Below are 21,383 nucleotides of genomic sequence, written 5' to 3'. Positions count from 1 at the left end.
GACTCAGGACTCCTGGGTGACGGAGACGAGCACATCGTCCCCTTGGATCTTTACGGGGTATACGGGGACGGGGCGCGTCGCGGGAAGACCGGACGGCTTGCCGGTGCGGAGGTCGAAACTCGATCCGTGCAGCCAGCACTCGATCGAGCAGTCCTCGACCTCGCCCTCCGACAGCGAGACGTTCGCGTGCGAGCAGATGTCGTTGATCGCGAACACCTCGCCCTCGGTGCGGACGACGGACACCGGCGTGCCGTCGAGCTCCACCCGCTTCGGGGTGTCGTCCTCCAGCTCGCTCAGCGCACAGGCTTTGACGAAGGCCATCAGACCGACGCCTTCAGCTCGGTCTCGATCTTGTCGAGGAGACGGGCTTCGACGTCGGGCAGGCCGATCTGCTGGACGAGCTCGGCGAAGAAGCCGCGCACGACGAGTCGGCGGGCCTCCTCGGCCGGGATACCCCGGGACTGCAGGTAGAACAGCTGCTCGTCGTCGAAGCGGCCGGTCGCCGAGGCGTGTCCGGCGCCGACGATCTCGCCGGTCTCGATCTCCAGGTTCGGTACGGAGTCGACCCGGGCACCGTCGGTGAGAACCAGGTTGCGGTTCATCTCGTACGTGTCGGTGCCCTCGGCGGCGGCCTGGATGAGGACGTCACCGATCCACACGGCGTGCGCGCCGTCGCCCTGGAGCGCGCCCTTGTAGGCGACGTTCGACTTGCAGTGCGGGGCGTTGTGGTCGACCAGGAGGCGGTGCTCCTGGTGCTGGCCCTTGTCGGTGAAGTACAGACCGAAGAGCTCCGCCTCGCCGCCGGTGGAGGCGTAGGCGACCCGCGGGTGGAGGCGGACCACGTCGCCGCCGAAGGTGACGACGATGGACTTGAAGGAGGCGTCCCGGCCGATCAGCGCGTTGTGCTGACCGAGGTGGACGGCGTTCTCGTCCCAGTCCTGGACGGAGACGACGGTGAGCTTCGCCCCGTCACCCAGGACGTAGTCGACGTTGGCGGCGAGCACCGCGTCACCGGTGTGGTCGATGACGACGACTGCCTCGGCGAAGGCCCCCAGCTCGATGACCTGGTGGCCGTAGGCCACACCGCCCTGGCCGTGCACGGCGATCCGGATCGGCTCGGTGAGCACGGCCTCCTTGGCGACCGTGACGACCGAGGCCTGCTGGAAGGACGAGTACGCCTGGGCGGCGACCCGGTCCACGGGCGTGCCGGCCCTGCCGAGCCGCGCGTCGTCGCGGCCGACCGTCTCGACCGTGACGCCGGAGGGCGCCTCGATCACGACCTTGACCCCGTCACCGGTGGCGACGGCGGTGCCGTCGTGCAGTCCGCGCAGCCGCTCCAGCGGCGTGAACCGCCACTCCTCCTCGCGGCCGTGCGGGACCGGGAAGTCCGCGACGTCGAAGGACGGGGGGGCGCTCATGCGCGTGGCGACGGTGGACTCGGCCGCCACCGCGATGGACCCGGCGGTGGTGGAGCCCGCCGGAATGTTCTGAGCCTCAGCCATGGCTGTCGTAGTGCTCGCTTTCTCAGTCAAATGTCAGGGGGATCCGGTCGGCGGGCCTGCTAGCCGACCGAGCCCTCCATCTGCAGCTCGATCAGCCGGTTGAGCTCCAGGGCGTACTCCATGGGCAGCTCCTTGGCGATCGGCTCGACGAATCCGCGCACGATCATCGCCATGGCCTCGAACTCGGTCATGCCGCGGCTCATCAGGTAGAAGAGCTGGTCCTCGGAGACCTTGGAGACGGTCGCCTCGTGACCCATCGACACGTCGTCCTCGCGGACGTCGACGTACGGGTAGGTGTCCGAGCGCGAGATGGTGTCGACGAGCAGTGCGTCGCACAGCACGTTCGACTTGGCGCCGGGGGCGCCCTCACCGATCTCGATCAGTCCGCGGTAGGAGGTACGGCCGCCGCCTCGTGCCACCGACTTGGAGACGATGTTGGAGGAGGTGTTCGGGGCCATGTGCACCATCTTGGCGCCGGCGTCCTGGTGCTGGCCCTCGCCCGCGAAGGCGATGGACAGGGTCTCGCCCTTGGCGTGCTCGCCCATCAGGTAGATGGCCGGGTACTTCATGGTGACCTTGGAGCCGATGTTGCCGTCGACCCACTCCATGGTCGCGCCCTCGTACGCCACGGCGCGCTTGGTGACGAGGTTGTACACGTTGTTCGACCAGTTCTGGATGGTCGTGTAGCGGCAGCGGCCGCCCTTCTTCACGATGATCTCGACGACCGCGGAGTGCAGGGAGTCCGAGGAGTAGATCGGCGCGGTGCAGCCCTCGACGTAGTGGACGTAGGCGTCCTCGTCGACGATGATCAGCGTCCGCTCGAACTGGCCCATGTTCTCCGTGTTGATACGGAAGTAGGCCTGGAGCGGGATCTCCACGTGCACGCCCTTCGGCACGTAGATGAAGGAGCCGCCGGACCACACGGCCGAGTTCAGCGAGGCGAACTTGTTGTCACCGACGGGGATGACGGTGCCGAAGTACTCCTGGAAGAGCTCCGGGTGCTCCTTCAGCGCGGTGTCGGTGTCCATGAAGATGACACCCTGCGCCTCGAGCTCCTCGTTGATCTGGTGGTAGACCACCTCGGACTCGTACTGCGCGGCGACACCGGCGACCAGGCGCTGCTTCTCCGCCTCGGGGATGCCGAGCTTGTCGTACGTGTTCTTGATGTCCTCGGGCAGGTCCTCCCAGGACTCCGCCTGCTTCTCCGTGGACCGCACGAAGTACTTGATGTTGTCGAAGTCGATGCCCGACAGGTCCGAGCCCCAGTTCGGCATGGGCTTCTTGCCGAACAGCTTCAGGCCCTTGAGACGGAGCTTCAGCATCCACTCCGGCTCGTTCTTCTTCTCCGAGATGTCGCGGACGACAGCTTCGGACAGGCCGCGCTTCGCCGCCGCGCCTGCCGCGTCGGAGTCGGCCCAGCCGAATTCGTACGTGCCCAGGCCATCGAGCTCAGGGTGGGCAGTCTCCGTAGGGAGCGTCATGCGGGGTTCCTCCCGGCCGTACTTGCAGATGCTGATGTGGTGGTCTGTGGTGCTGCGGGGCTGCTGCGCGGAACGAACGTCGTGCACACCCCGTCGCCGTGGGCGAGGGTGGCCAGACGCTGTACATGCGTCCCGAGCAGGCTGGAGAAGAATTCCGTCTCCGCCTCGCACAGCTGCGGGAACTGCTCGGCGACATGCGCCACCGGGCAGTGGTGCTGGCACAGCTGCTCGCCCTGCTGGGGGCCCGGCGCGCTGCGCGCCGTAGCAGCGTACCCGTCGGCCGACAAGGCCTTGGCCAGCGCCTCTGTGCGTGCCTCGGGGGCCACGGCGTCGACCGCGGCGCGGTACGCCTCCCACTGGGCCGCCATCCGCGCGCGGGCGAAGGCGACGAGCGCCTCGTCCCCGCCCGTTTCGGCGATCCAGCGCAGGGCGTCGGCGGCGAGCTCGTCGTAGGACTGGTCGAAGGCGTCCCTGCCGCAGTCGGTCAGGGCGAACACCTTGGCCGGACGGCCACGGGTGCGTGCTCCGTACACCCGCTGTTCGCGGGCCTCGACGACGTCGTCGGAGACGAGGGCGTCGAGATGGCGGCGTACGGCGGCCTGGGTCAGGCCGACGCGCTTCGCCAGATCGGCGGCGGTGGACGGGCCGTGATCCAGGATGGAGCGCGCGACCCGGTTGCGCGTCGAGCGCTCACCGGTCGCGAGTTCCTCCTGAGGAGCCTCGCCAACGTATTTCACAACGCCATTGTTGCGTAATTCATCCGGGCCTGACAACCCACCCCCGGACCGGGCGCGGTGCGCTTCATCACTTAGGCGAACCTAAGTTGACCTGCGGAAATGATGATCTCCAGCAAGGCTTCGCAGGTGGGAGGTCCAGACCACGGGCAGCGGCCGGGCCTGCGGAAACGCGGGACCGGCCCCCGGCGGAAGAAGGTCCGCCGGGGGCCGGTCGAGTGATTGCGGGCCGGTCAGCCCGCCGCGAGGTCGGACCGCTCGGTCACTCTGATCGAGTTGACCAGCGTCCTGCCCTCATTGGCCACGAACCGGAGGTTCAGCTGGCCGTCGGTGACCGTGACGGTGAACGCACGGTCGTGCGCGGTGTACCGCCCGGCCTCCAGCGCCAGGTCGAGGTTGGGCACGACCTGTGCCCCCTCGGCCATCACGTCGAAGACCCGGTCGGTCGGATCGTTGGAGGCGAGCTCGGCGAAGCCCAGCTCGATCCGGTACGTGCCCGAGGGCAGCCCGTCGAAGCGGTACTCGTACATGCCCTGCCGCGCCGTCGCGTAGCGTGCCGGGTCGTCGGTCGCCGAGACGGTCCTCGACGTGGTGACCCGCGAGGTGCTCCCGAGATACCCGTAGGCGCCCGCGGTGTAGGCCGGGTCGACCGTCCAGGTGTCACCGAGCGTGTCGACGGCCGAGCTCCTGGCGCCGGTGTCCAGCGCCGTCTGGTACGCCGGGACGACGACGCTCACCGGGATCTCGACCACCGGCGCACGGCCGCTGCCGCTGGTGAGCACCAGGGTCGCGGTGAGAACCGTGCCGGGCGTGGCGCCGCTCGTGTCGAAGGCGAGCGGAACGGATGCCTCCGCGCCCCGGGCGAGCGTGCCCTCGGCGGAGGACAGCCCGAGCCAGCCCGCGTCCTGCTTCTCGGTCACGGCGTAGGCCGACTCCGTACCGGCGTTCGCCAGGTCCAGCGTCCGGGTACGGGACTGCCCGGCCGGAACGACCAGTTTCACGGTGTCCTGCGCGGACCGCACCAGCGGTGTGCCGAGCGCCGTCGTGGTGTACGCGACGTCTCCCGCCTTCGCGTCGACCGGTGCGGAGGCGGTCGCGTAGCGGTCGGCCGAGACCTCCACGGTGTACTCCCCCGCGGCCGGCTGCAGCGCGTACGTGCCGTTGCCCGCCGTGGTCACGCTCTCCCCGGCGACGGTGACGGTGGCACCGGCCAGCGGCTCGTTGTCGTTGGCGTCGACGACCTTGCCTGCCACGACGCCGCGGGCCTTGGCACCGAAGGACAGGGTGGTGCCGTCCGTGATGACCGGGGCGTTGAAGGAGTAGAGGAGCGCGTCCGTGCCCGTGGCGTTCTCCAGGCCCACCGTCGCGGTGGCACCGTTGCCCGGCACGCTCTTGTAGTGGTACGAGACCGAGCCGTCCTCGCCGATCACGGCGGAGAACGTGGCGCGCGTGCCGCCGGTCACGACCAGGGCGTCCCGCCACTCGACGACGGCCCTGCGGTGCGGCGCGGTGCCGGTGACCGCCCAGTACACGCCTCCCGAGGCGTCGACCGTCATGTTGTCCCACAGCGGGTAGAGCGCCCCGTTGGGGGTCCCGGTGGTCGGCAGCGTGGCGTTGGTGCTGCTGGTGGACGAGGTACCGAACGCCAGCACACCCTCCAGGGTCGCGGTCGCCGTCGTGTAGCCCTTGCCGTACAACGCGAACGTGAACGGCAGGCTGAAGGAGGCCGCACCCGAGGTGGTGGAGGTGTAGGTCAGCTTCTCGGTGCCGGCCGGGAAGTCGGCGGCGCTCTCGGTGCTGCAGGAGTAGCCGAAGGTGTCGGTCCGGTCGTCCAGGGCGATGTCCTGGGTGAGGTCGGCGGCGATGTCGACCGTGAGCGAGGTCGCGGTGGCACAGGCGCCCGCCGGGGTGACCGTCAGGGTGTACGAGCCCTGCGGGAGCGTGAGGCTGTACGAGCCGTCGGCCCCGGCCGTCGTGGTGACCGGGGTTCCCTGGGCCGCGACGACGGCGCCTGCCTCGGCGCCCGCGGAGCTGGTGACCTTGCCCGACAGGGTGGCCGCGGGCGCCGGGGCCAGCGGGAAGTCCTTGACCGCCGCACCGTTCTCGACGACGGTCACCGCACCCTTCGCCGGGACGTACCCGAACTTGGCGACGGAGACCTCGTAGTCGCCGACCATCAGCTTGGGCAGCGCGTAGGCGCCGTCCGCCGCGGTCGTCGCGGTCGCGCGCATCGGCCCCTCGAAGGTGACGACGGCGTCGGCGACGGCCGCGCCGCCGGAGGTGACGCTGCCGCTGACGGCTCCGAGCGCTCCGCGCGGGGTGGCGTTGACCGCCTCGAAGGCGTCGAGCCGGCCCTCGCCGAAGACGTTGTTGCGGGCGGGCGTGCCGCCGCACTGGTCGGCGGCGGTGTCGATGGCGGTGGAGTCGAGCAGCGCCTCCGTGGCCGCGACGTCACCGGCGATGGCGGGCGAGGCCGCCCACATCAGGGCGACGGTCGCCGCGGTGTGCGGGGAGGCCATCGACGTACCGGAGATCGTGTTGTAGCCGCCGCCCGCCCAGGAGGAGCGGACGTTGACTCCCGGCGCCGCGAGGTCGGGCTTGATCTCCGCGTTCTCGCCGGTTCCGCGGGCGGAGAAGGAGGCGATGGCGTTGTTGATGTCGAACGCGCCCGAGGAGTAGGAGTTGGTGTACGAGCCGGGGCTGCCCGAGGTGGTGCAGCTGGGGCCGTTGTTGCCGTTGGAGAAGGCCGGGAAGATGCCGGCGTCCCTCCAGGACTGGACGGTGTCCCGGTACCAGGCGTCGTAGACGTTGGCGCCCCAGGAGTTGTTCACCACGTCGGGTGCCAGCTCCGGGCGCGGGTTGGCGCCGGCGGAGTCGGTGGGGGCGACGACCCACTGGCCGGAGGCGAGCAGGGTGTCCCGGGCGCAGGAGCTGGTCGCGCAGCCCTTTGCGGCGATCCACTTGGCGCCCGGAGCGACGCCGATGCCGTCGGCGCCCACCATGGTGCCCATGGTGTGCGTGCCGTGGCCGTTGTTGTCGCACGGTGCGGCCGTGGCGCAGACCGAGGCCGGGTCGAACCAGTTGTAGTCGTGGCTGTACGTGCCGTCGGCCTTGGTGCCGCGGTAGGCGGCCTGGAGCGCCGGGTGGTCGAACTGGACGCCGGAGTCGATGTTGGCGACGACGATGCCCTCGCCCTTGACGCCGAAGCCGCTCCACACCTTGGGCGCGTTGATCCGGTCGATGTTCCACTCGACGGCGTCGACCTCGGGCTCGCCGGTGCCGGGCAGCGGGTCGGGAATCGTGACCGGGTCGTCGGCCTCGATGGTGGCCACGTCGGAACGGGCGGCGATCTTCTCGGCGAGTGCCTTGTCGCCGGTGATCTGCACGGTGTTGGCGATCCAGAACGACTTGTACCGCGCTCCGGCGTCCTTGGCCAGTGCGATGACCCCGGCCTGGGACTTCTTGGCGAACGCGGTCTTCGTTTCGAGAACGGCGCGGGCCTTGGCCGTCTTGCCCTTCGCCTTGTGAGCGGACGTGACATCCGCTTCCGCCTTCAGGCCGACCCAGAAGGTCACCTCGTCCTGCACGGCGAACTGCTTGAGCAGCTCGCCCTCGGACTTGGCCTGGTACGCGGACTGCGGCGCCGGCTCGGTCTCCCTGGCCTGGGCCGGGGATGCGCTGATCAGGAGCGGTATCGCGGTCGCTGCCGCGGTGAGGAGTGCGGCGGCGGACCGCCGTCTGAGACGCGTGGAACGTCTGGTCACGAGCTCTCCTTCAGGAACAGGCGGGGATCGCCCGCCGTAGGGGATGAAGGAACAGGCGCGGGTGCCACTCACAACTGCCGCTGCCCGTGTGCGCGTGGGGGGCGCAGCAACCGCGTGAGCTCAGGAAGGAGCATGGGGGACGTGACGCAGGACACGGAAGGGGGCAGCGGGGCGCCTGGGGCGTCATTGGCCGAGCTTTGAGGTGTACCGAGGTATCGCCCAGGGAAGTACGCCCGGCTCCCGGAGGGGACTCCCGGCCCCGGCCCGGCCCCACATTGGCCAATTCGCGCTCCACGGGACCCAGGCCCCGGGGTCCTTCGGTCACTGCCTAGACTTACCGGCCATGAGCAGCGAGCCCGTCGTACAGGTCAAGGCCCTGGTAAAGCGCTACGGCACCAAGACCGCAGTGGACGGCCTCGACCTGGAGGTCCGGGCGGGCGCGGTGACCGCGGTCCTCGGCCCCAACGGCGCCGGCAAGACCACCACCGTCGAGACCTGCGAGGGCTACCGCAGGCCGGACGACGGGACCGTGCGGGTCCTCGGCCTCGACCCGGTCGCCGACGCGGCCGCACTCCGTCCCCGCATCGGCGTGATGCTGCAGTCCGGCGGCGTCTACTCCGGTGCGCGCGCCGACGAGATGCTCAAGCACATGGCGAAGCTGCACGCCCACCCGCTGGACGTCGGCATGCTCATCGAACGTCTGGGGCTCGGCAGCTGCGGCCGGACCAGCTACCGCCGGCTCTCCGGTGGCCAGCAGCAGCGCCTCGCCCTGGCGATGGCCGTCGTCGGCCGGCCCGAGCTGGTCTTCCTGGACGAACCGACCGCGGGCCTCGACCCGCAGGCACGCCGCTCCACCTGGGATCTGATCCGGGAGCTGCGCACCGACGGCGTGTCGGTCGTCCTCACCACCCACTTCATGGACGAGGCCGAGGAACTCGCCGATGACATCGCCGTCATCGACGCGGGCCGGGTCATCGCCCAGGGCAGCCCGGAGCAGCTGCGCCGCGGCGGCGCCGAGAACACCCTGCGCTTCACCGGCCGTCCCGGGCTGGATCTCGCCTCGCTCCTGAAGGCCCTGCCCGACGGCACCGAGGCGGCCGAGCTCACCACGGGCGCGTACCGCATCACCGGGAGGATCGACCCGGAGCTGCTGGCCACCGTCACCTCCTGGTGCGCCCAGCACGGCGTGATGCCGGACGGCATCGCGGTGGAGCGGCACACCCTCGAGGACGTCTTCCTCGAACTGACCGGCAAGGAGCTGCGCGCATGAGCGCCGGTACGTACACCCCACGCCCCGGCGCCGCCCCGCTGCCGCGCATGATCGCCGCGCAGGCCGCGCTGGAGACGCGGATGCTGCTGCGCAACGGCGAGCAGCTGCTGCTGACGGTGGTCATTCCGACGCTGCTGCTGGTGCTGTTCAGCGCGGTCGACATCGTCGACACGGGCGCGGGCGAGCCGGTCGACTTCCTGGCGCCCGGCATTCTCGCGCTCGCGGTGATGTCCACGGCCTTCACCGGCCAGGCCATCGCGACGGGGTTCGAGCGGCGCTACGGGGTACTCAAGCGACTGGGCGCCTCACCGCTGCCGCGCTGGGGCCTGATGGCCGCGAAGACCCTCGCGGTGCTGGTCACCGAGGTGCTGCAGATCGTCCTGCTCACGGTGATCGCCTTCGCGCTGGGCTGGTCCCCCGAGGGCAGCCCGTTCGCCGTCCTGCTGCTCCTGGTGCTGGGCACCGTGGCCTTCTCCGGCCTCGGGCTGCTGATGGCGGGGACGCTGAAGGCCGAGGCGACCCTCGCGGCGGCCAACCTGGTCTTCCTGCTGCTGCTGGTCGGCGGCGGGGTCATCGTGCCGCTGGACAGGTTCCCGGACGCGGCGCAGTCGGTCCTCGGGCTGCTGCCGATCTCGGCGCTCTCGGACGGCCTCAGGGACGTCCTCCAGCACGGCGCCCCGATGCCGTGGGGCGACCTGGGAATCCTCGCGGTGTGGGCGGTGCTCGGGCTGGGCGCGGCGGCGAAGTTCTTCCGCTGGGAGTGAGCATGCGGTGACATACCGCTGATGTCGCGAGACGTCCGGGAATGACCACCACCCCTCGTGAAAACGTGCACAAGCCGTTGCCTACGATGGTGCGCGTGGAAACCCCCCTCTCCTACATCGCCAAGCGCTGGACGCCGTCCGTGACGACGGCCCGGCGTGCCGCACTGTCCGCAGTCGTCATGACGGTCTTCATCATCGTCACCGGCGGTGCCGTCCGGCTGACCGGTTCCGGTCTGGGCTGCGACACCTGGCCCAAGTGCACGGACGACAGCCTCTTCGCCACGCCGGAGCAGGGCCTGCACGGCGCCATCGAATTCGGCAACCGCATGCTCACGTACGTCCTCTCGGCCGCGGTCGGCTGGGCGATCGTCGCGGCGCGCTCCCTGAAGCCCCGCCGGCGCGGTCTGACCCGGCTCGCCTGGTCGCAGTTCTGGCTCGTGATGGGGAACGCCGTCATCGGCGGTATCACGGTCTGGGCGGGCCTCAACCCGTGGTCGGTGGCCGGCCACTTCCTGCTCGCCAACTGCCTGCTCACCGTGGCCGTCCTCACCTGGGTGCGGATCGGTGAGGGCGACGGCCCCCGCCGCCCGCGCGCCCCGAAGCCGGTGCGCACCCTGTCCTGGGCGATCGTGGCGGCCTCGGTGGTCCTGATCGTGCTCGGCACCACGGTGACCGGCTCGGGCAAGCACGCCGGGGACAGCAGCGACGTACCGCGCATGCCGTGGGACTGGTCCGCCGCGGCCCATGTCCACGCCGTCGCCGCCTGGGTGGTCTGCGCCCTGGCGATCGCGATGTGGCTGGCCCTGCGGATCGTGGACGCCCCAGCCGACACCCGGGCGCGCTCCCGGGACCTGCTGATCGTCCTGGTGGCGCAGGGCACCATCGGGTACGTCCAGTACTTCAGCGACGTCCCCGAGATCCTGGTCGGCCTCCACATGCTCGGCTCGGGCCTGATGTGGATCGCCGTGCTGCGACTGCTGCTGTCGCTGCGCGAGCGCCCGGTGGCGACGGCCACCGTTCCCGCCCCGGCGGCCGGACAGCGGCCTGAGCACACGCCCGTGGCCTGACCCGAGCAGAAACGGCCTCCGCCGTCGCACCCGAGCGGGTGCGACGGCGGAGGCCGTTGCCGTGTGCGGGTTCAGCCGTTCGACGGGCCGCCGAGCTGGATACCGGCCATCCGGGTCCACTCGTACGGTCCTGTGCGGATCTTGGAGGCGAAGTCGCCGTCGAAGCTCTCGTGCATCGTGATCCCGGACTTCTGCGCCGCGCTGTCGGCCACCGCGTACGAGGGGGCGACGAGGTCGCCCCAGCCGCCGTCCTGCCCGACGAGGACGATGCGGGTGCCCGACTGCCCTATGTGGGCGAGGTGGCCCTCGGCTCCGCCGTGCGCCTTGGCGAACACACCGATCTGCTTGGCCAGCTTCGCCGCCCTGCGCTCCGCGCGGGCCGCCTGCTTGCCGTCCACCTGCTGGGTCTCTGCCGTCTCTGCCATGTCAAGGATGCTACCGAGGGGTAGATCGACTGGCGACGGGCGGGCCACGTGGCCTGTGCCACGTGGCCCGCCCGTCGGCGGGAAGTCAGATGCGCGGAGCTACCGCAGGAAGGGATCCACCGCGATGGCGACGAACAGGAGGGAGACGTAGGTGATGGACCAGTGGAACAGCCGCATCTCCTTGAGCTTGCCTCCGGTCACCCCGGCCCTGGCCCGGTTCTGCAGGCCGTGCGCCTCCCAGAGCCAGAAGCCGCCGGCCAGCAGGGCGACCGCCGTGTAGAACCAGCCGGTGTAGCCCAGTGGGGTGAGGAGCAGCGAGACGCCGACCATCACCCAGCTGTAGACGACGATCTGGCGGGCCACCACCCGGTTGGAGGCGACGACCGGGAGCATCGGGACGCCGACCCGGGCGTAGTCCTCCTTCACCTTCATCGACAGCGGCCAGTAGTGCGGCGGCGTCCAGAAGAAGATGACGGCGAAAAGAATGACCGCGGCCCAGGACATCGAATTGGTCACGGCGGACCAGCCGATGAGTACGGGCATGCAGCCGGCGATTCCGCCCCAGACGATGTTCTGCGAGGTCCGGCGCTTGAGCAGCATCGTGTAGACGACGACGTAGAACAGAAGTGCGCCGAGCGAGAGCGCGGCCGAGAGCCAGTTGACGAGCAGGCCGAACCAGACCGTGGAAATCACCCCGAGGGCGATTCCGAAGACCAGGCACTCGCGCGGGCTCACCATGCCGGTGACCAGCGGCCTCTGGGACGTACGGTCCATCAGCGCGTCGATGTCACGGTCGATATACATGTTGAGCGCATTGGCACCGCCCGCGGAGAGATATCCGCCGATGGTGGTGGTGACTACGAGCCATAGGTCGGGCACGCCTTGAGCGGCAAGAAACATCACCGGAACGGTGGTGATCAACAGCAACTCGATGATGCGCGGCTTGGTAAGTGCCACGAATGCCTTGATGCGGGCCCCGAACGGGCGATGGCCCACTGGGCTCGGAGTCAAGGCGACCCCTGCGGGTCGGGACTCGACGGCCGTCACGCACACCCCTGACAGAGAAATCCCAGCAAGCTCCAGGCATGAAGGCCCGGTAAAGACTTGCGCGAACCAGACCACTGTAGACGTTGCGGATACGCCCCTCTTCGCGGGGGTGGGGTCGTGTTGGGGTGGCGCAGAAGTGAACGGTGGCGCTCATACGGGAGGCGAACTCCGCAGGTCGCCCGCACTGTGGAAAGGGCAGAAGTGAGGCCTTGTTCCGGGGGTAGGCTCGGCAATGCCCGGTGCGGTATCAGCCACCGGTTTACAAACAGTGGAGAGGAGCCCTGACTCAGGGTGAGCACCAAGCCGACCACCACAGACCTCCAGTGGACCGAATTGGACCAGCGGGCCGTGGACACTGTCCGCGTCCTCGCCGCGGACGCCGTACAGAAGGTCGGAAACGGCCACCCGGGTACGGCGATGAGCCTGGCTCCTGCCGCGTACACCCTCTTCCAGAAGGTGATGCGCCATGACCCGGCGGACGCGGACTGGACCGGCCGCGACCGGTTCGTCCTTTCCGCGGGCCACTCCAGCCTGACGCTCTACATCCAGCTCTACCTGGCCGGTTACGGCCTCGAGCTGGACGACCTCAAGGCCTTCCGCACCTGGGGCTCCAAGACGCCCGGCCACCCGGAGTACGGCCACACCACCGGTGTCGAGACGACGACCGGCCCGCTCGGCCAGGGTGTCGCCAACGCCGTGGGCATGGCGATGGCCTCCCGTTACGAGCGCGGCCTGTTCGACCCGGAGGCGGCCCCCGGCACCTCCCCGTTCGACCACACGATCTGGGTCATCGCCGGTGACGGCTGCCTCCAGGAGGGCATCTCCGCCGAGGCGTCCTCGCTGGCCGGCCACCAGAAGCTCGGCAACCTGGTGCTCCTGTGGGACGACAACCACATCTCGATCGAGGGCGACACGGAGACCGCGGTCTCCGAGGACACCCTCAAGCGGTACGAGTCCTACGGCTGGCACGTCCAGCGCGTCGACCAGTCGCCCAGCGGCGACCTGGACCCCGAGGGCCTCTACCGGGCGCTGCTGGCCGCCAAGGCCGAGACCGAGCGCCCGTCGTTCATCGCGGCCCGCTCGATCATCGCCTGGCCCGCCCCGAACGCCCAGAACACCGAGGCCGCGCACGGCTCGGCGCTCGGCGACGAGGAGATCGCGGCCACCAAGCGGGTGCTCGGCTTCGACCCGGAGAAGACCTTCGAGGTCTCCGACGAGGTCATCTCGCACACCCGTGAGGCACTGGACCGCGGCCGCGAGGCCAAGGCCGAGTGGGAGAAGTCCTTCGCGGCGTGGCGCACGGCCAGCCCGGAGCGCGCCGCCGAGTTCGACCGCATCTCCGCGGGCGAGCTGCCCGAGGGCTGGGAGGACAAGCTCCCCCTCTTCGAGGCGGGCCACGGTGTCGCCACCCGTGCGGCCTCCGGCAAGGTCCTGCAGGCGCTCGGCGGGGTCATCCCCGAGCTGTGGGGCGGCTCGGCCGACCTGGCCGGCTCGAACAACACCACGATCGACAAGACGTCGTCGTTCCTCCCGGCAGGCAACCCGCTGCCCGAGGCCGACCCGTACGGCCGGACGATCCACTTCGGCATCCGCGAGCACGCGATGGCCGCGGCCATGAACGGCATCGCGCTGCACGGCAACACCCGTATCTACGGCGGCACCTTCCTGGTGTTCTCCGACTACATGCGCAACGCCGTGCGCCTGTCCGCGCTGATGCACCTGCCGGTGACGTACGTGTGGACGCACGACTCGGTCGGCCTCGGTGAGGACGGTCCGACCCACCAGCCGGTCGAGCACATCGCCTCGCTGCGCGCCATCCCGGGCCTCAACGTCGTCCGCCCGGCCGACGCCAACGAGACCACGATCGCCTGGCGCGAGATCCTGCGCCGCTACACCAAGGTGTTCGGCAAGGGCGCCCCGCACGGTCTGGCGCTGACCCGCCAGGGTGTGCCGACGTACGCGGCGAACGAGAACGCGGCCAAGGGCGGCTACGTCCTGTTCGAGGCCGAGGGCGGTGAGCCGCAGGCGGTTCTGATCGGTACGGGCTCCGAGGTCCAGCTGGCCGTCGAGGCGCGGGACGAGCTCCAGGCGGCCGGTGTACCGACCCGTGTGGTCTCGATGCCGTGTGTCGAGTGGTTCGAGGAGCAGGACCAGGAGTACAAGGACAGCGTGCTGCCGCCGTCCGTCAAGGCCCGTGTCGCCGTCGAGGCCGGCATCGGTCTGACCTGGCACCGGTACGTGGGTGACGCGGGCCGGATCGTCTCGCTGGAGCACTTCGGTGCCTCGGCCGACGCCAAGGTCCTCTTCCGCGAGTTCGGCTTCACCGCCGGCCACGTGGCCGCCGCCGCCCGGGAATCTATCGCCGCCACCGCGCGCTGACCCGGTTATACGACTAGTAGGAGATGCAATTCTCATGACAGACGCACTCAAGCGCCTCTCCGACGAGGGCGTGGCGATCTGGCTCGATGACCTGTCCCGTACACGGATCACTTCCGGCAACCTGGCCGAGCTGATCGACCAGAGCCACGTCGTGGGTGTCACGACCAACCCGTCGATCTTCCAGAAGGCGATCTCCGAGGGCCACGGTTACGACCAGCAGCTCACCGACCTCGCCACCCGCAAGGTCACGGTCGACGAGGCCATCCGCATGATCACGACGGCCGACGTCCGCGACGCCGCCGACATCCTGCGCCCCGTCTTCGACGCCACCGACGGCCAGGACGGCCGGGTCTCCATCGAGGTCGACCCGCGCCTGGCCCACCGCACGGCGGCCACCGTCGCCGAGGCCAAGCAGCTGGCCTGGCTGGTGGACCGGCCGAACACGCTCATCAAGATCCCCGCGACGAAGGCCGGCCTGCCGGCGATCACCGAGGTCATCGGCAAGGGCATCAGCGTCAACGTGACGCTGATCTTCTCGCTGGAGCGCTACCGCGAGGTCATGGACGCCTACCTGGCGGGCCTGGAGAAGGCGAAGGCCGCGGGCCTGGACCTCTCCAAGATCCACTCGGTGGCCTCGTTCTTCGTGTCCCGTGTGGACAGCGAGATCGACAAGCGCCTGGACGCCGTGGGCACCGACGAGGCGAAGGCACTGAAGGGCAAGGCCGCTCTGGCCAACGCCCGCCTCGCCTACGAGGCGTACGAGGAGGTCTTCTCCTCCGACCGCTGGGCGGCCCTCGACAAGGCCCGCGCCAACAAGCAGCGTCCCCTGTGGGCCTCCACGGGCGTGAAGGACCCCGCGTACAAGGACACCCTGTACGTGGACGACCTGGTCGCCCCCGGCACGGTGAACACCATGCCCGAGGGCACGCTGAACGCCACGGCGGACCACGGACAGATCACGGGCAACACCATCGCCGGCACCTACGAGCAGGCACGTGCCGAGCTCGACGCCGTCGGGAAGCTCGGGGTCAGCTACGACGACGTCGTCCAGCTCCTCGAGGACGAGGGCGTCGAGAAGTTCGAGGCTGCCTGGATCGACCTGCTCAACTCCACCGAGGCCGAGCTCAAGCGCCTCGCTCCTTCGGAGGGCTGACCACCTTGTCTGGTGTTCCCGGAGTGAACCCGCTCCGTGACGCACAGGACCGACGGCTCCCGCGTATCGCGGGGCCGTCGGGCCTGGTGATCTTTGGCGTCACGGGCGATTTGTCCCGTAAAAAGCTGATGCCCGCCGTCTACGACCTGGCCAACCGCGGCCTGCTGCCGCCGGGCTTCTCGCTCATCGGTTTCGCACGCCGCGAGTGGCAGGACGAGGACTTCGCCCAGGAGGTCCACGACGCCGTCAAGCAGCACGCGCGTACGCCGTTCCGTGAAGAGGTCTGGCAGCAGCTCATCCAGGGGATGCGCTTCGTCCAGGGCAACTTCGACGACGACGACGCCTTCGAGACCCTGAAGGCCACGATCCAGGAGCTCGACAAGGCACAGGGCACGGGAGGCAACTTCGCCTTCTACCTGTCCGTACCGCCGAAGTTCTTCCCCAAGGTCGTCCAGCAGCTCAAGAAGCACGGGCTCGCGGACCAGAAGGAGGGCTCCTGGCGGCGTGCCGTCATCGAGAAGCCGTTCGGGCACGACCTCACCAGCGCGCAGGAGCTCAACCAGCTCGTGCACGATGTGTTCCCGCCGAACGAGGTCTTCCGTATCGACCACTACCTCGGCAAGGAGACGGTCCAGAACATCCTGGCGCTGCGCTTCGCCAACACGATGTTCGAGCCGATCTGGAACAGGTCGTACGTCGACCACGTCCAGATCACGATGGCCGAGGACATCGGCATCGGCGGCCGGGCCGGCTACTACGACGGCATCGGCGCAGCCCGTGACGTCATCCAGAACCACCTGCTCCAGCTGCTGGCGCTGACCGCGATGGAGGAGCCCGGCTCCTTCCACCCGAAGGCCCTGGTCGCCGAGAAGCTCAAGGTGCTCACGGCGGTGGAGCTGCCGGACGACCTGGGCAAGCACACCGTGCGCGGCCAGTACGCGCACGCGTGGCAGGGCGGCGAGGAAGTCCCCGGCTATCTGGAGGAGGACGGTATCGACCCCAAGTCGAAGACCGACACCTTCGCCGCGATCAAGCTGACGATCAACAACCGCCGCTGGGCGGGCGTGCCGTTCTACCTCCGTACCGGAAAGCGGCTCGGCCGCCGGGTCACGGAGATCGCGGTCGTCTTCAAGCGCGCCCCGTACCTGCCCTTCGAGTCCGGTGCGACGGAGGAGCTGGGCAGCAACGCCCTGGTCATCCGGGTGCAGCCGGACGAGGGCGTCACGGTGCGGTTCGGCTCCAAGGTGCCCGGTACCTCCATGGAGGTACGGGACGTCACGATGGACTTCGCGTACGGCGAGTCCTTCACGGAGTCCAGCCCGGAGGCGTACGAGCGGCTCCTCCTGGATGTCCTGCTCGGCGACGCCAACCTCTTCCCGCGCCACCAGGAGGTCGAGCTCTCCTGGAACATCCTCGACCCGATCGAGGAGTACTGGGACAAGCACGGCAAGCCCGCCCAGTACGCGGCCGGCACCTGGGGTCCGGCCGAAGCCGACGAGATGCTCGCACGCGACGGACGGAGCTGGCGCCGGCCATGAAGATCGATCTCACGGAAACCACGTCCAGCAAGATCAACCAGGCCCTGGTGTCGGCCCGCCGTTCGCTCGGCACCCCGGCCATCGGAATGGTGCTCACCCTCGTCGTCGTCACCGACGAGGAGAACGCCTACGACGCCCTCCGGGCGGCGGCCGACTCCTCGCGCGAGCACCCCTCGCGGATCATCGCGGTGATCAAGCGGATCAGCCGTTCGCCGCGCAGCCGGCGTGACGCCCGCCTCGACGCCGAGGTGCGGGTCGGTTCCGACTCGGGCTCCGGCGAGACCGTCGTCCTGCGTCTGCACGGCGAGCTGGCCAATCACGCCCAGTCGGTCGTCCTGCCGCTGCTGCTGCCGGACGCCCCGGTCGTGGTGTGGTGGCCCGAGGACGCCCCGGCGGACCCGGCGAAGGACCCGCTGGGTGCACTGGCCCAGCGCCGTATCACCGACACGTACTCGGCCGAGCACCCGCTCGACGAGCTCGCGGTGCGTGCGGCGACGTACCAACCGGGTGACACCGACCTGGCGTGGACCCGCATCACGCCGTGGCGCTCGATGCTGGCGGCCGCGCTCGACCAGCAGCCCGCCCAGGTCGTCTCCGCGACGGTCGAGGGCGAGTCGGACAACCCGAGCTGCGAACTGCTGGCCATGTGGCTCGCGGACCGGCTCGGTGTCCCGGTGGAGCGCACCCTGTCCGCCGGTCCCGGTCTGACGGCCGTCCGGCTGGAGACCAAGAACGGTGTCATCGTTCTGGACCGGGCCGACGGCTCGCTGGCCACGCTCTCCATGGTGGGCCAGCCGGACCGTGCGGTGGCGCTGAAGCGGCGGGAGACCGCCGAGCTCCTCGCGGAGGAGCTGCGGCGGCTGGACCCGGACAACATCTACGAGGCCACGGTGAAGTTCGGCGTGGAGCGTCTCGGCGGTCCCGCCGAGGCGTCCTCGGTCGGTGCCGGGCACAAGCCGTCGTCCCCGGCCGGTGCCGCGGCCCCGGCCGCGAAGAAGGCCGCGGCCAAGAAGGCGGCCTCGAAGTGAGTGCTCCGCAGCTCGTCGTGCACCGCGACAAGGAGCTGATGGCCCAGGCCGCGGCGGCCCGGCTGATCACGAAGATCGTGGACGCCCAGGCCGCACGCGGATCGGCCTCCGTGGTCCTCACCGGCGGGCGCAACGGCAACGGCCTGCTGGCCGCGCTCGCCGGTTCGCCCGCGCGGGACGCGATCGACTGGTCGCGGCTCGACCTGTGGTGGGGCGACGAGCGGTTCCTGCCCGAGGGCGATCCGGAGCGCAACGTCACGCAGGCCCGTGAGGCCCTGCTGGACGCGGTGGCCCTGGACCCGTCCCGGGTGCACGCGATGCCCGCCTCGGACGGTCCGTTCGGCGGCGACGCGGATGCCGCCGCCGCGGGGTACGCCGCCGAGCTGGCCGCCGCGGCGGGCCCGGAGGACCACGGGCCCGTACCGACGTTCGACGTGCTGATGCTGGGCGTCGGCCCGGACACGCATGTGGCGTCGCTCTTCCCGGAGCTGCCGGCGGTACGGGAGACCGAGCGCACCGTCGTCGGTGTGCACGGGGCCCCCAAGCCGCCGCCCACCCGGGTCTCGCTCACGCTGCCGGCCATCCGGGCGGCGCGTGAGGTGTGGCTCCTGGCGGCGGGTGAGGACAAGGCCGAGGCGGCGGAGATCGCGCTGTCCGGTGCCGGGGAGATCCAGGCCCCGGCGGCGGGCGCGTACGGCCGCAGCCGCACGCTGTGGCTGCTGGACGCGGCGGCGGCCTCGCGGCTGCCGCGTGCGCTGTACCCGCCCGCCTCCGCGTAGGCACAGGTCGTCGGAGGCCCGGTTCCGCTCCCAGGAGCGGGCCGGGCTTCTGTCGTGCCAGGGTGGCGCCATGGTGCGAATCGGGACTGTGGTGATGGGCGCGTCGGACGTACGGCGCGCGGCGGACTTCTGGATGGCGGCGCTCGGCTACGTGGAGCGTGAGCCGCTCGAGGACGACTGGGTGGTGCTGGTCCCGGCCGAGGGGCACGGCGCCGGACTGGCCCTGGGGCGGAGCGAGTCACCCGTGCAGGAGGTGCCGCGCGTCCACCTCGATCTGTACACCGATGAGCAGGACGCCGAGGTGGCGCGGCTGACGGGGCTGGGGGCGCAGCCGGTGGCGTGGGAGCTCTATCCGCCGGATCCGGACTTCGTGGTTCTCGCGGACACGGAGGGCAACCGCTTCTGCGTCATCGATACGACGCACGGCTGACCCGTACCGCTCAGCTGCGCTCCAGGAACGGCTCCAGCAGGCCGGGCACGGCCTCCGCGGCGAAGGTGAGGCCTTCGGAGGCGTCGGTGTCGTGCGCGGTGTACGCACCGGCTCCGGCTGCCGTCGTGGCGGTGACACTCAGCAGTCCGGCCCGGCGCTGGAAGCAGGACTGCTTCACCGTCCAGCCGATCACCCCGGTCCGCTGCAGGGCCGCCGTGGACCGCCGGACGGTACCGGACCGGGTCACGAGGTAGTCGCCGCTGACGGTGTGCCCCAGTGCCCGGTACGCGTCGAGGGCAAGCAGTACGGCGAGGGGAAGGAACACCACGGCACAGGCCAGCGCGATCCACAGCAGTACGGGCGTGAGTACGGCGCCCAGAACCGCCAGGGTCAGCACGGGGACCGCGACGGCCCCCAGCGCGCGGCGCAGCCGCCTGCTCCGGGCCGCGCGGGGGTGGGCGGTCAGCGGGGCACCGGTCGGGGTCCTTCTCTCGCGCAGGACCTCGGCCGCTATCACCTCGGCCAGCGGGCGGGGCGCGGCCGGGAGCAGGGTGTTGTGGTCGGCGCCCTGCGATTCCTCGTCCTTGGCCAGCCCCGTGGTGATCGCGTCGACCCGCGCGGCGCCGAACAGCCGCACGCCGAGCGGTTCCACCAGGTCCACTCCGCGCAGCCGGCGTTCCTCGACGGAGAGGGAGCGGGAGGTCAGCAGCCCCCGCCGCACCCGCAGGGTCCCGCCGGGTTCGCGTTCCAGGCGGTAGTTCCACCACATCTCGACCCAGAGGCCGAGTGCCCCGACGACACCGGCGGCCAGGGCGGCCCCCGCCATGACCACGATCGCCCAGACCAGCGGGGTGTCGAGGAAGCGGTCGGCGACCCAGTCGATCACCTCGCCCTGCACCCCCGCCCACTCGCTGATCTGCAGCAGCCCGCCGACCGCGGCACCGCCCAGCGCGGGAGCGACGAAGGAGACCGGTGCGTAGCGGATCCAGCGCGGGTCGAGCGTGGCCAGTTCGCCCTCGCGGTGCGTACCGGAACCTGGCTCCGCGGCACGGTCGAGGAGTTCGTGGCGCAGCCGCTCCCCCTCGGCCCGGGTGACGGGGTCGAGTTCCAGGGTGGATTCGCTGCCGGCCTGTTCACCGGTGCCGATGCGCACCGTGACCAGACCGAGGAGCCGCAGCTGGACGGGGGCGGTGAGGTCGACGCTGCGGATCCGTGTCCGGTCCAGTGAGCGCCGTTTGACCAGCAGAAGTCCGGTGTGCAGATCGACGCGTTCGGGGCCGATGCGGTAGCGGGTGCGCCGCCACCGCACGTAGTCACCGGCGGCGGCGCACCCGATCAGGACGGCGGCCCCGGCCAACGCCCAGCCGACGGCTCGCGCGTATCCGAACCGGCCGGACAGACCGAGGACGACCGGTACGGCTGCGCCGGCCGCGACTCCTGCCGTGACGAGCGCGGTGACCAGCACCGTGCGCGGGTGGATCCGCCGCCACCGGGGGTCCTCGGCCGCGGCGGTGCTCACGTGGCGTCCCCGGGGGTGGCCTGCGTGACCCTGGTCAGCCGTTCGACGAGCTCGGCCGCGACCTCGTGGCCGAGGCCCTCGATCCGCACGGCCCCCTTGGCCGACGCGGTGGTGACCGTGACCGTGGCCAGTCCGAAGAGCTGCTCCAGCGGGCCCCGCACGGTGTCCACGGTCTGGATGCGGGACATCGGCGCGATCCGCCACTCCTGCAGGAAGACACCGGTCCGTACATAGACCGCGTCGTCGGTGACCTCCCACCGATGGGTGCGGAACCACCAGAGGGGGAAGAGGACGGCGCACAGCAGGCCGAGGACCGCCAGCGCCGCCGCGGGCACCAGCAGCCAGGACCTGGCCGGGGCGATGAAGGCTCCCAGCAGTCCCAGCACGGCCACCGGAGCGGCCGTCAGCAGCAGCCACTGGGCCCGCCACCAGCCGACGGCCCGCGGAGCCGGTGTGTTCCGCGGCGGCCTGAGTACTACCGTCCCCGCCCCCCTGCCCATCGG

The 21,383-nt window shown here is 70.4% G+C and carries 18 protein-coding genes; 9 read left to right on the top strand and 9 right to left on the bottom strand.

Translation table 11 applies throughout. The features are described from left to right. Nucleotides 1-3 precede the first annotated feature (3 nt). The 5 genes from OG257_RS29005 to OG257_RS28985 form a co-directional block, all read right to left on the bottom strand. On the bottom strand, nucleotides 4-321 hold the full coding sequence (locus OG257_RS29005; RefSeq protein ID WP_329212268.1) for a bifunctional 3-phenylpropionate/cinnamic acid dioxygenase ferredoxin subunit: 318 nt from the start codon (nucleotides 319-321) through the stop codon (nucleotides 4-6). Continuing rightward, a complete protein-coding gene (gene sufD / locus OG257_RS29000; protein ID WP_329212266.1) occupies nucleotides 321-1,502 on the bottom strand; it encodes a Fe-S cluster assembly protein SufD in 1,182 nt (393 codons plus the stop codon). The genes OG257_RS29005 and sufD overlap by 1 nt, the downstream gene beginning before the upstream one ends. Nucleotides 1,503-1,561: 59 nt before the next feature. Then, entirely contained in the window at nucleotides 1,562-2,983 is a 1,422-nt protein-coding gene (gene sufB / locus OG257_RS28995; protein ID WP_329212265.1) for a Fe-S cluster assembly protein SufB, read from the bottom strand. Continuing rightward, nucleotides 2,980-3,720 carry a helix-turn-helix transcriptional regulator gene (locus tag OG257_RS28990; protein WP_329212263.1) on the bottom strand — a complete coding sequence of 247 codons (741 nt, stop codon included), beginning with the start codon at nucleotides 3,718-3,720 and terminating at the stop codon, nucleotides 2,980-2,982. Before OG257_RS28990 ends, sufB begins: the two co-directional genes overlap by 4 nt. Nucleotides 3,721-3,950: 230 nt before the next feature. After that, the gene (locus tag OG257_RS28985) at nucleotides 3,951-7,481 is read right to left on the bottom strand and encodes a S8 family serine peptidase (RefSeq protein WP_329212261.1); all 3,531 of its coding nucleotides are present in this window, start codon (nucleotides 7,479-7,481) and stop codon (nucleotides 3,951-3,953) included. 343 nt (nucleotides 7,482-7,824) lie between these two features. Here OG257_RS28985 and OG257_RS28980 point away from each other — a divergent pair, with 343 nt between their 5' ends. The 3 genes from OG257_RS28980 (at nucleotide 7,825) to OG257_RS28970 (ending at nucleotide 10,582) form a co-directional block, all read left to right on the top strand. Continuing rightward, the gene (locus OG257_RS28980) at nucleotides 7,825-8,751 is read left to right on the top strand and encodes an ABC transporter ATP-binding protein (protein ID WP_329212259.1); all 927 of its coding nucleotides are present in this window, start codon (nucleotides 7,825-7,827) and stop codon (nucleotides 8,749-8,751) included. Then, nucleotides 8,748-9,515: an ABC transporter permease gene (locus OG257_RS28975; RefSeq protein ID WP_329212257.1), complete on the top strand. Its 768-nt coding sequence runs from the start codon at nucleotides 8,748-8,750 to the stop codon at nucleotides 9,513-9,515. Before OG257_RS28980 ends, OG257_RS28975 begins: the two co-directional genes overlap by 4 nt. A gap of 86 nt (nucleotides 9,516-9,601) precedes the next feature. After that, a complete protein-coding gene (locus tag OG257_RS28970; RefSeq protein ID WP_329212255.1) occupies nucleotides 9,602-10,582 on the top strand; it encodes a COX15/CtaA family protein in 981 nt (326 codons plus the stop codon). A 71-nt stretch (nucleotides 10,583-10,653) separates the two neighbouring features. Here OG257_RS28970 and OG257_RS28965 read toward each other — a convergent pair whose 3' ends face one another. Both OG257_RS28965 and OG257_RS28960 read right to left on the bottom strand, forming a co-directional pair. Next, nucleotides 10,654-11,007 carry a hypothetical protein gene (locus OG257_RS28965; protein WP_329212253.1) on the bottom strand — a complete coding sequence of 118 codons (354 nt, stop codon included), beginning with the start codon at nucleotides 11,005-11,007 and terminating at the stop codon, nucleotides 10,654-10,656. A gap of 99 nt (nucleotides 11,008-11,106) precedes the next feature. Beyond that, the gene (locus tag OG257_RS28960) at nucleotides 11,107-12,060 is read right to left on the bottom strand and encodes a heme o synthase (RefSeq protein ID WP_329212251.1); all 954 of its coding nucleotides are present in this window, start codon (nucleotides 12,058-12,060) and stop codon (nucleotides 11,107-11,109) included. 285 nt (nucleotides 12,061-12,345) lie between these two features. On the opposite strand from OG257_RS28960, the gene tkt reads away from it, so the two are divergent. From tkt to OG257_RS28930, 6 genes are all read left to right on the top strand, one after another. Continuing rightward, a complete protein-coding gene (gene tkt / locus OG257_RS28955) occupies nucleotides 12,346-14,433 on the top strand; it encodes a transketolase (RefSeq protein ID WP_329212249.1) in 2,088 nt (695 codons plus the stop codon). Nucleotides 14,434-14,467: 34 nt separating this feature from the next. Beyond that, nucleotides 14,468-15,586 carry a transaldolase gene (gene tal / locus OG257_RS28950; RefSeq protein WP_329212246.1) on the top strand — a complete coding sequence of 373 codons (1,119 nt, stop codon included), beginning with the start codon at nucleotides 14,468-14,470 and terminating at the stop codon, nucleotides 15,584-15,586. Between the two features lie 5 nt (nucleotides 15,587-15,591). Continuing rightward, nucleotides 15,592-17,124 carry a glucose-6-phosphate dehydrogenase gene (gene zwf, locus OG257_RS28945; protein WP_329212244.1) on the top strand — a complete coding sequence of 511 codons (1,533 nt, stop codon included), beginning with the start codon at nucleotides 15,592-15,594 and terminating at the stop codon, nucleotides 17,122-17,124. After that, nucleotides 17,121-18,152 (top strand): glucose-6-phosphate dehydrogenase assembly protein OpcA, encoded by a 1,032-nt coding sequence (gene opcA / locus OG257_RS28940; protein WP_329212242.1) that lies wholly within the window; start codon nucleotides 17,121-17,123, stop codon nucleotides 18,150-18,152. Before zwf ends, opcA begins: the two co-directional genes overlap by 4 nt. Beyond that, a complete protein-coding gene (pgl, locus tag OG257_RS28935; RefSeq protein ID WP_329212240.1) occupies nucleotides 18,149-18,931 on the top strand; it encodes a 6-phosphogluconolactonase in 783 nt (260 codons plus the stop codon). Before opcA ends, pgl begins: the two co-directional genes overlap by 4 nt. Nucleotides 18,932-19,001: 70 nt before the next feature. Beyond that, on the top strand, nucleotides 19,002-19,361 hold the full coding sequence (locus OG257_RS28930) for a VOC family protein (RefSeq protein ID WP_329212238.1): 360 nt from the start codon (nucleotides 19,002-19,004) through the stop codon (nucleotides 19,359-19,361). A gap of 10 nt (nucleotides 19,362-19,371) precedes the next feature. Here the strand turns inward: OG257_RS28930 and OG257_RS28925 are convergent, their stop codons facing one another. Further along, complete coding sequence (locus tag OG257_RS28925) at nucleotides 19,372-20,880, bottom strand: PH domain-containing protein (RefSeq protein WP_329212236.1); 1,509 nt, start codon at nucleotides 20,878-20,880, stop codon at nucleotides 19,372-19,374. Further along, nucleotides 20,877-21,380, bottom strand: a complete 504-nt coding sequence (locus OG257_RS28920) for a PH domain-containing protein (protein ID WP_329212234.1) — start codon at nucleotides 21,378-21,380, stop codon at nucleotides 20,877-20,879. Before OG257_RS28920 ends, OG257_RS28925 begins: the two co-directional genes overlap by 4 nt. Nucleotides 21,381-21,383: the final 3 nt, after the last annotated feature.

This window comes from Streptomyces sp. NBC_00683, assembly GCF_036226745.1.
Lineage (GTDB): Bacteria > Actinomycetota > Actinomycetes > Streptomycetales > Streptomycetaceae > Streptomyces.
The sequence above is the reverse complement of the archived record's forward strand: the minus strand, read 5'-3'. Positions and strand labels throughout refer to the sequence as shown.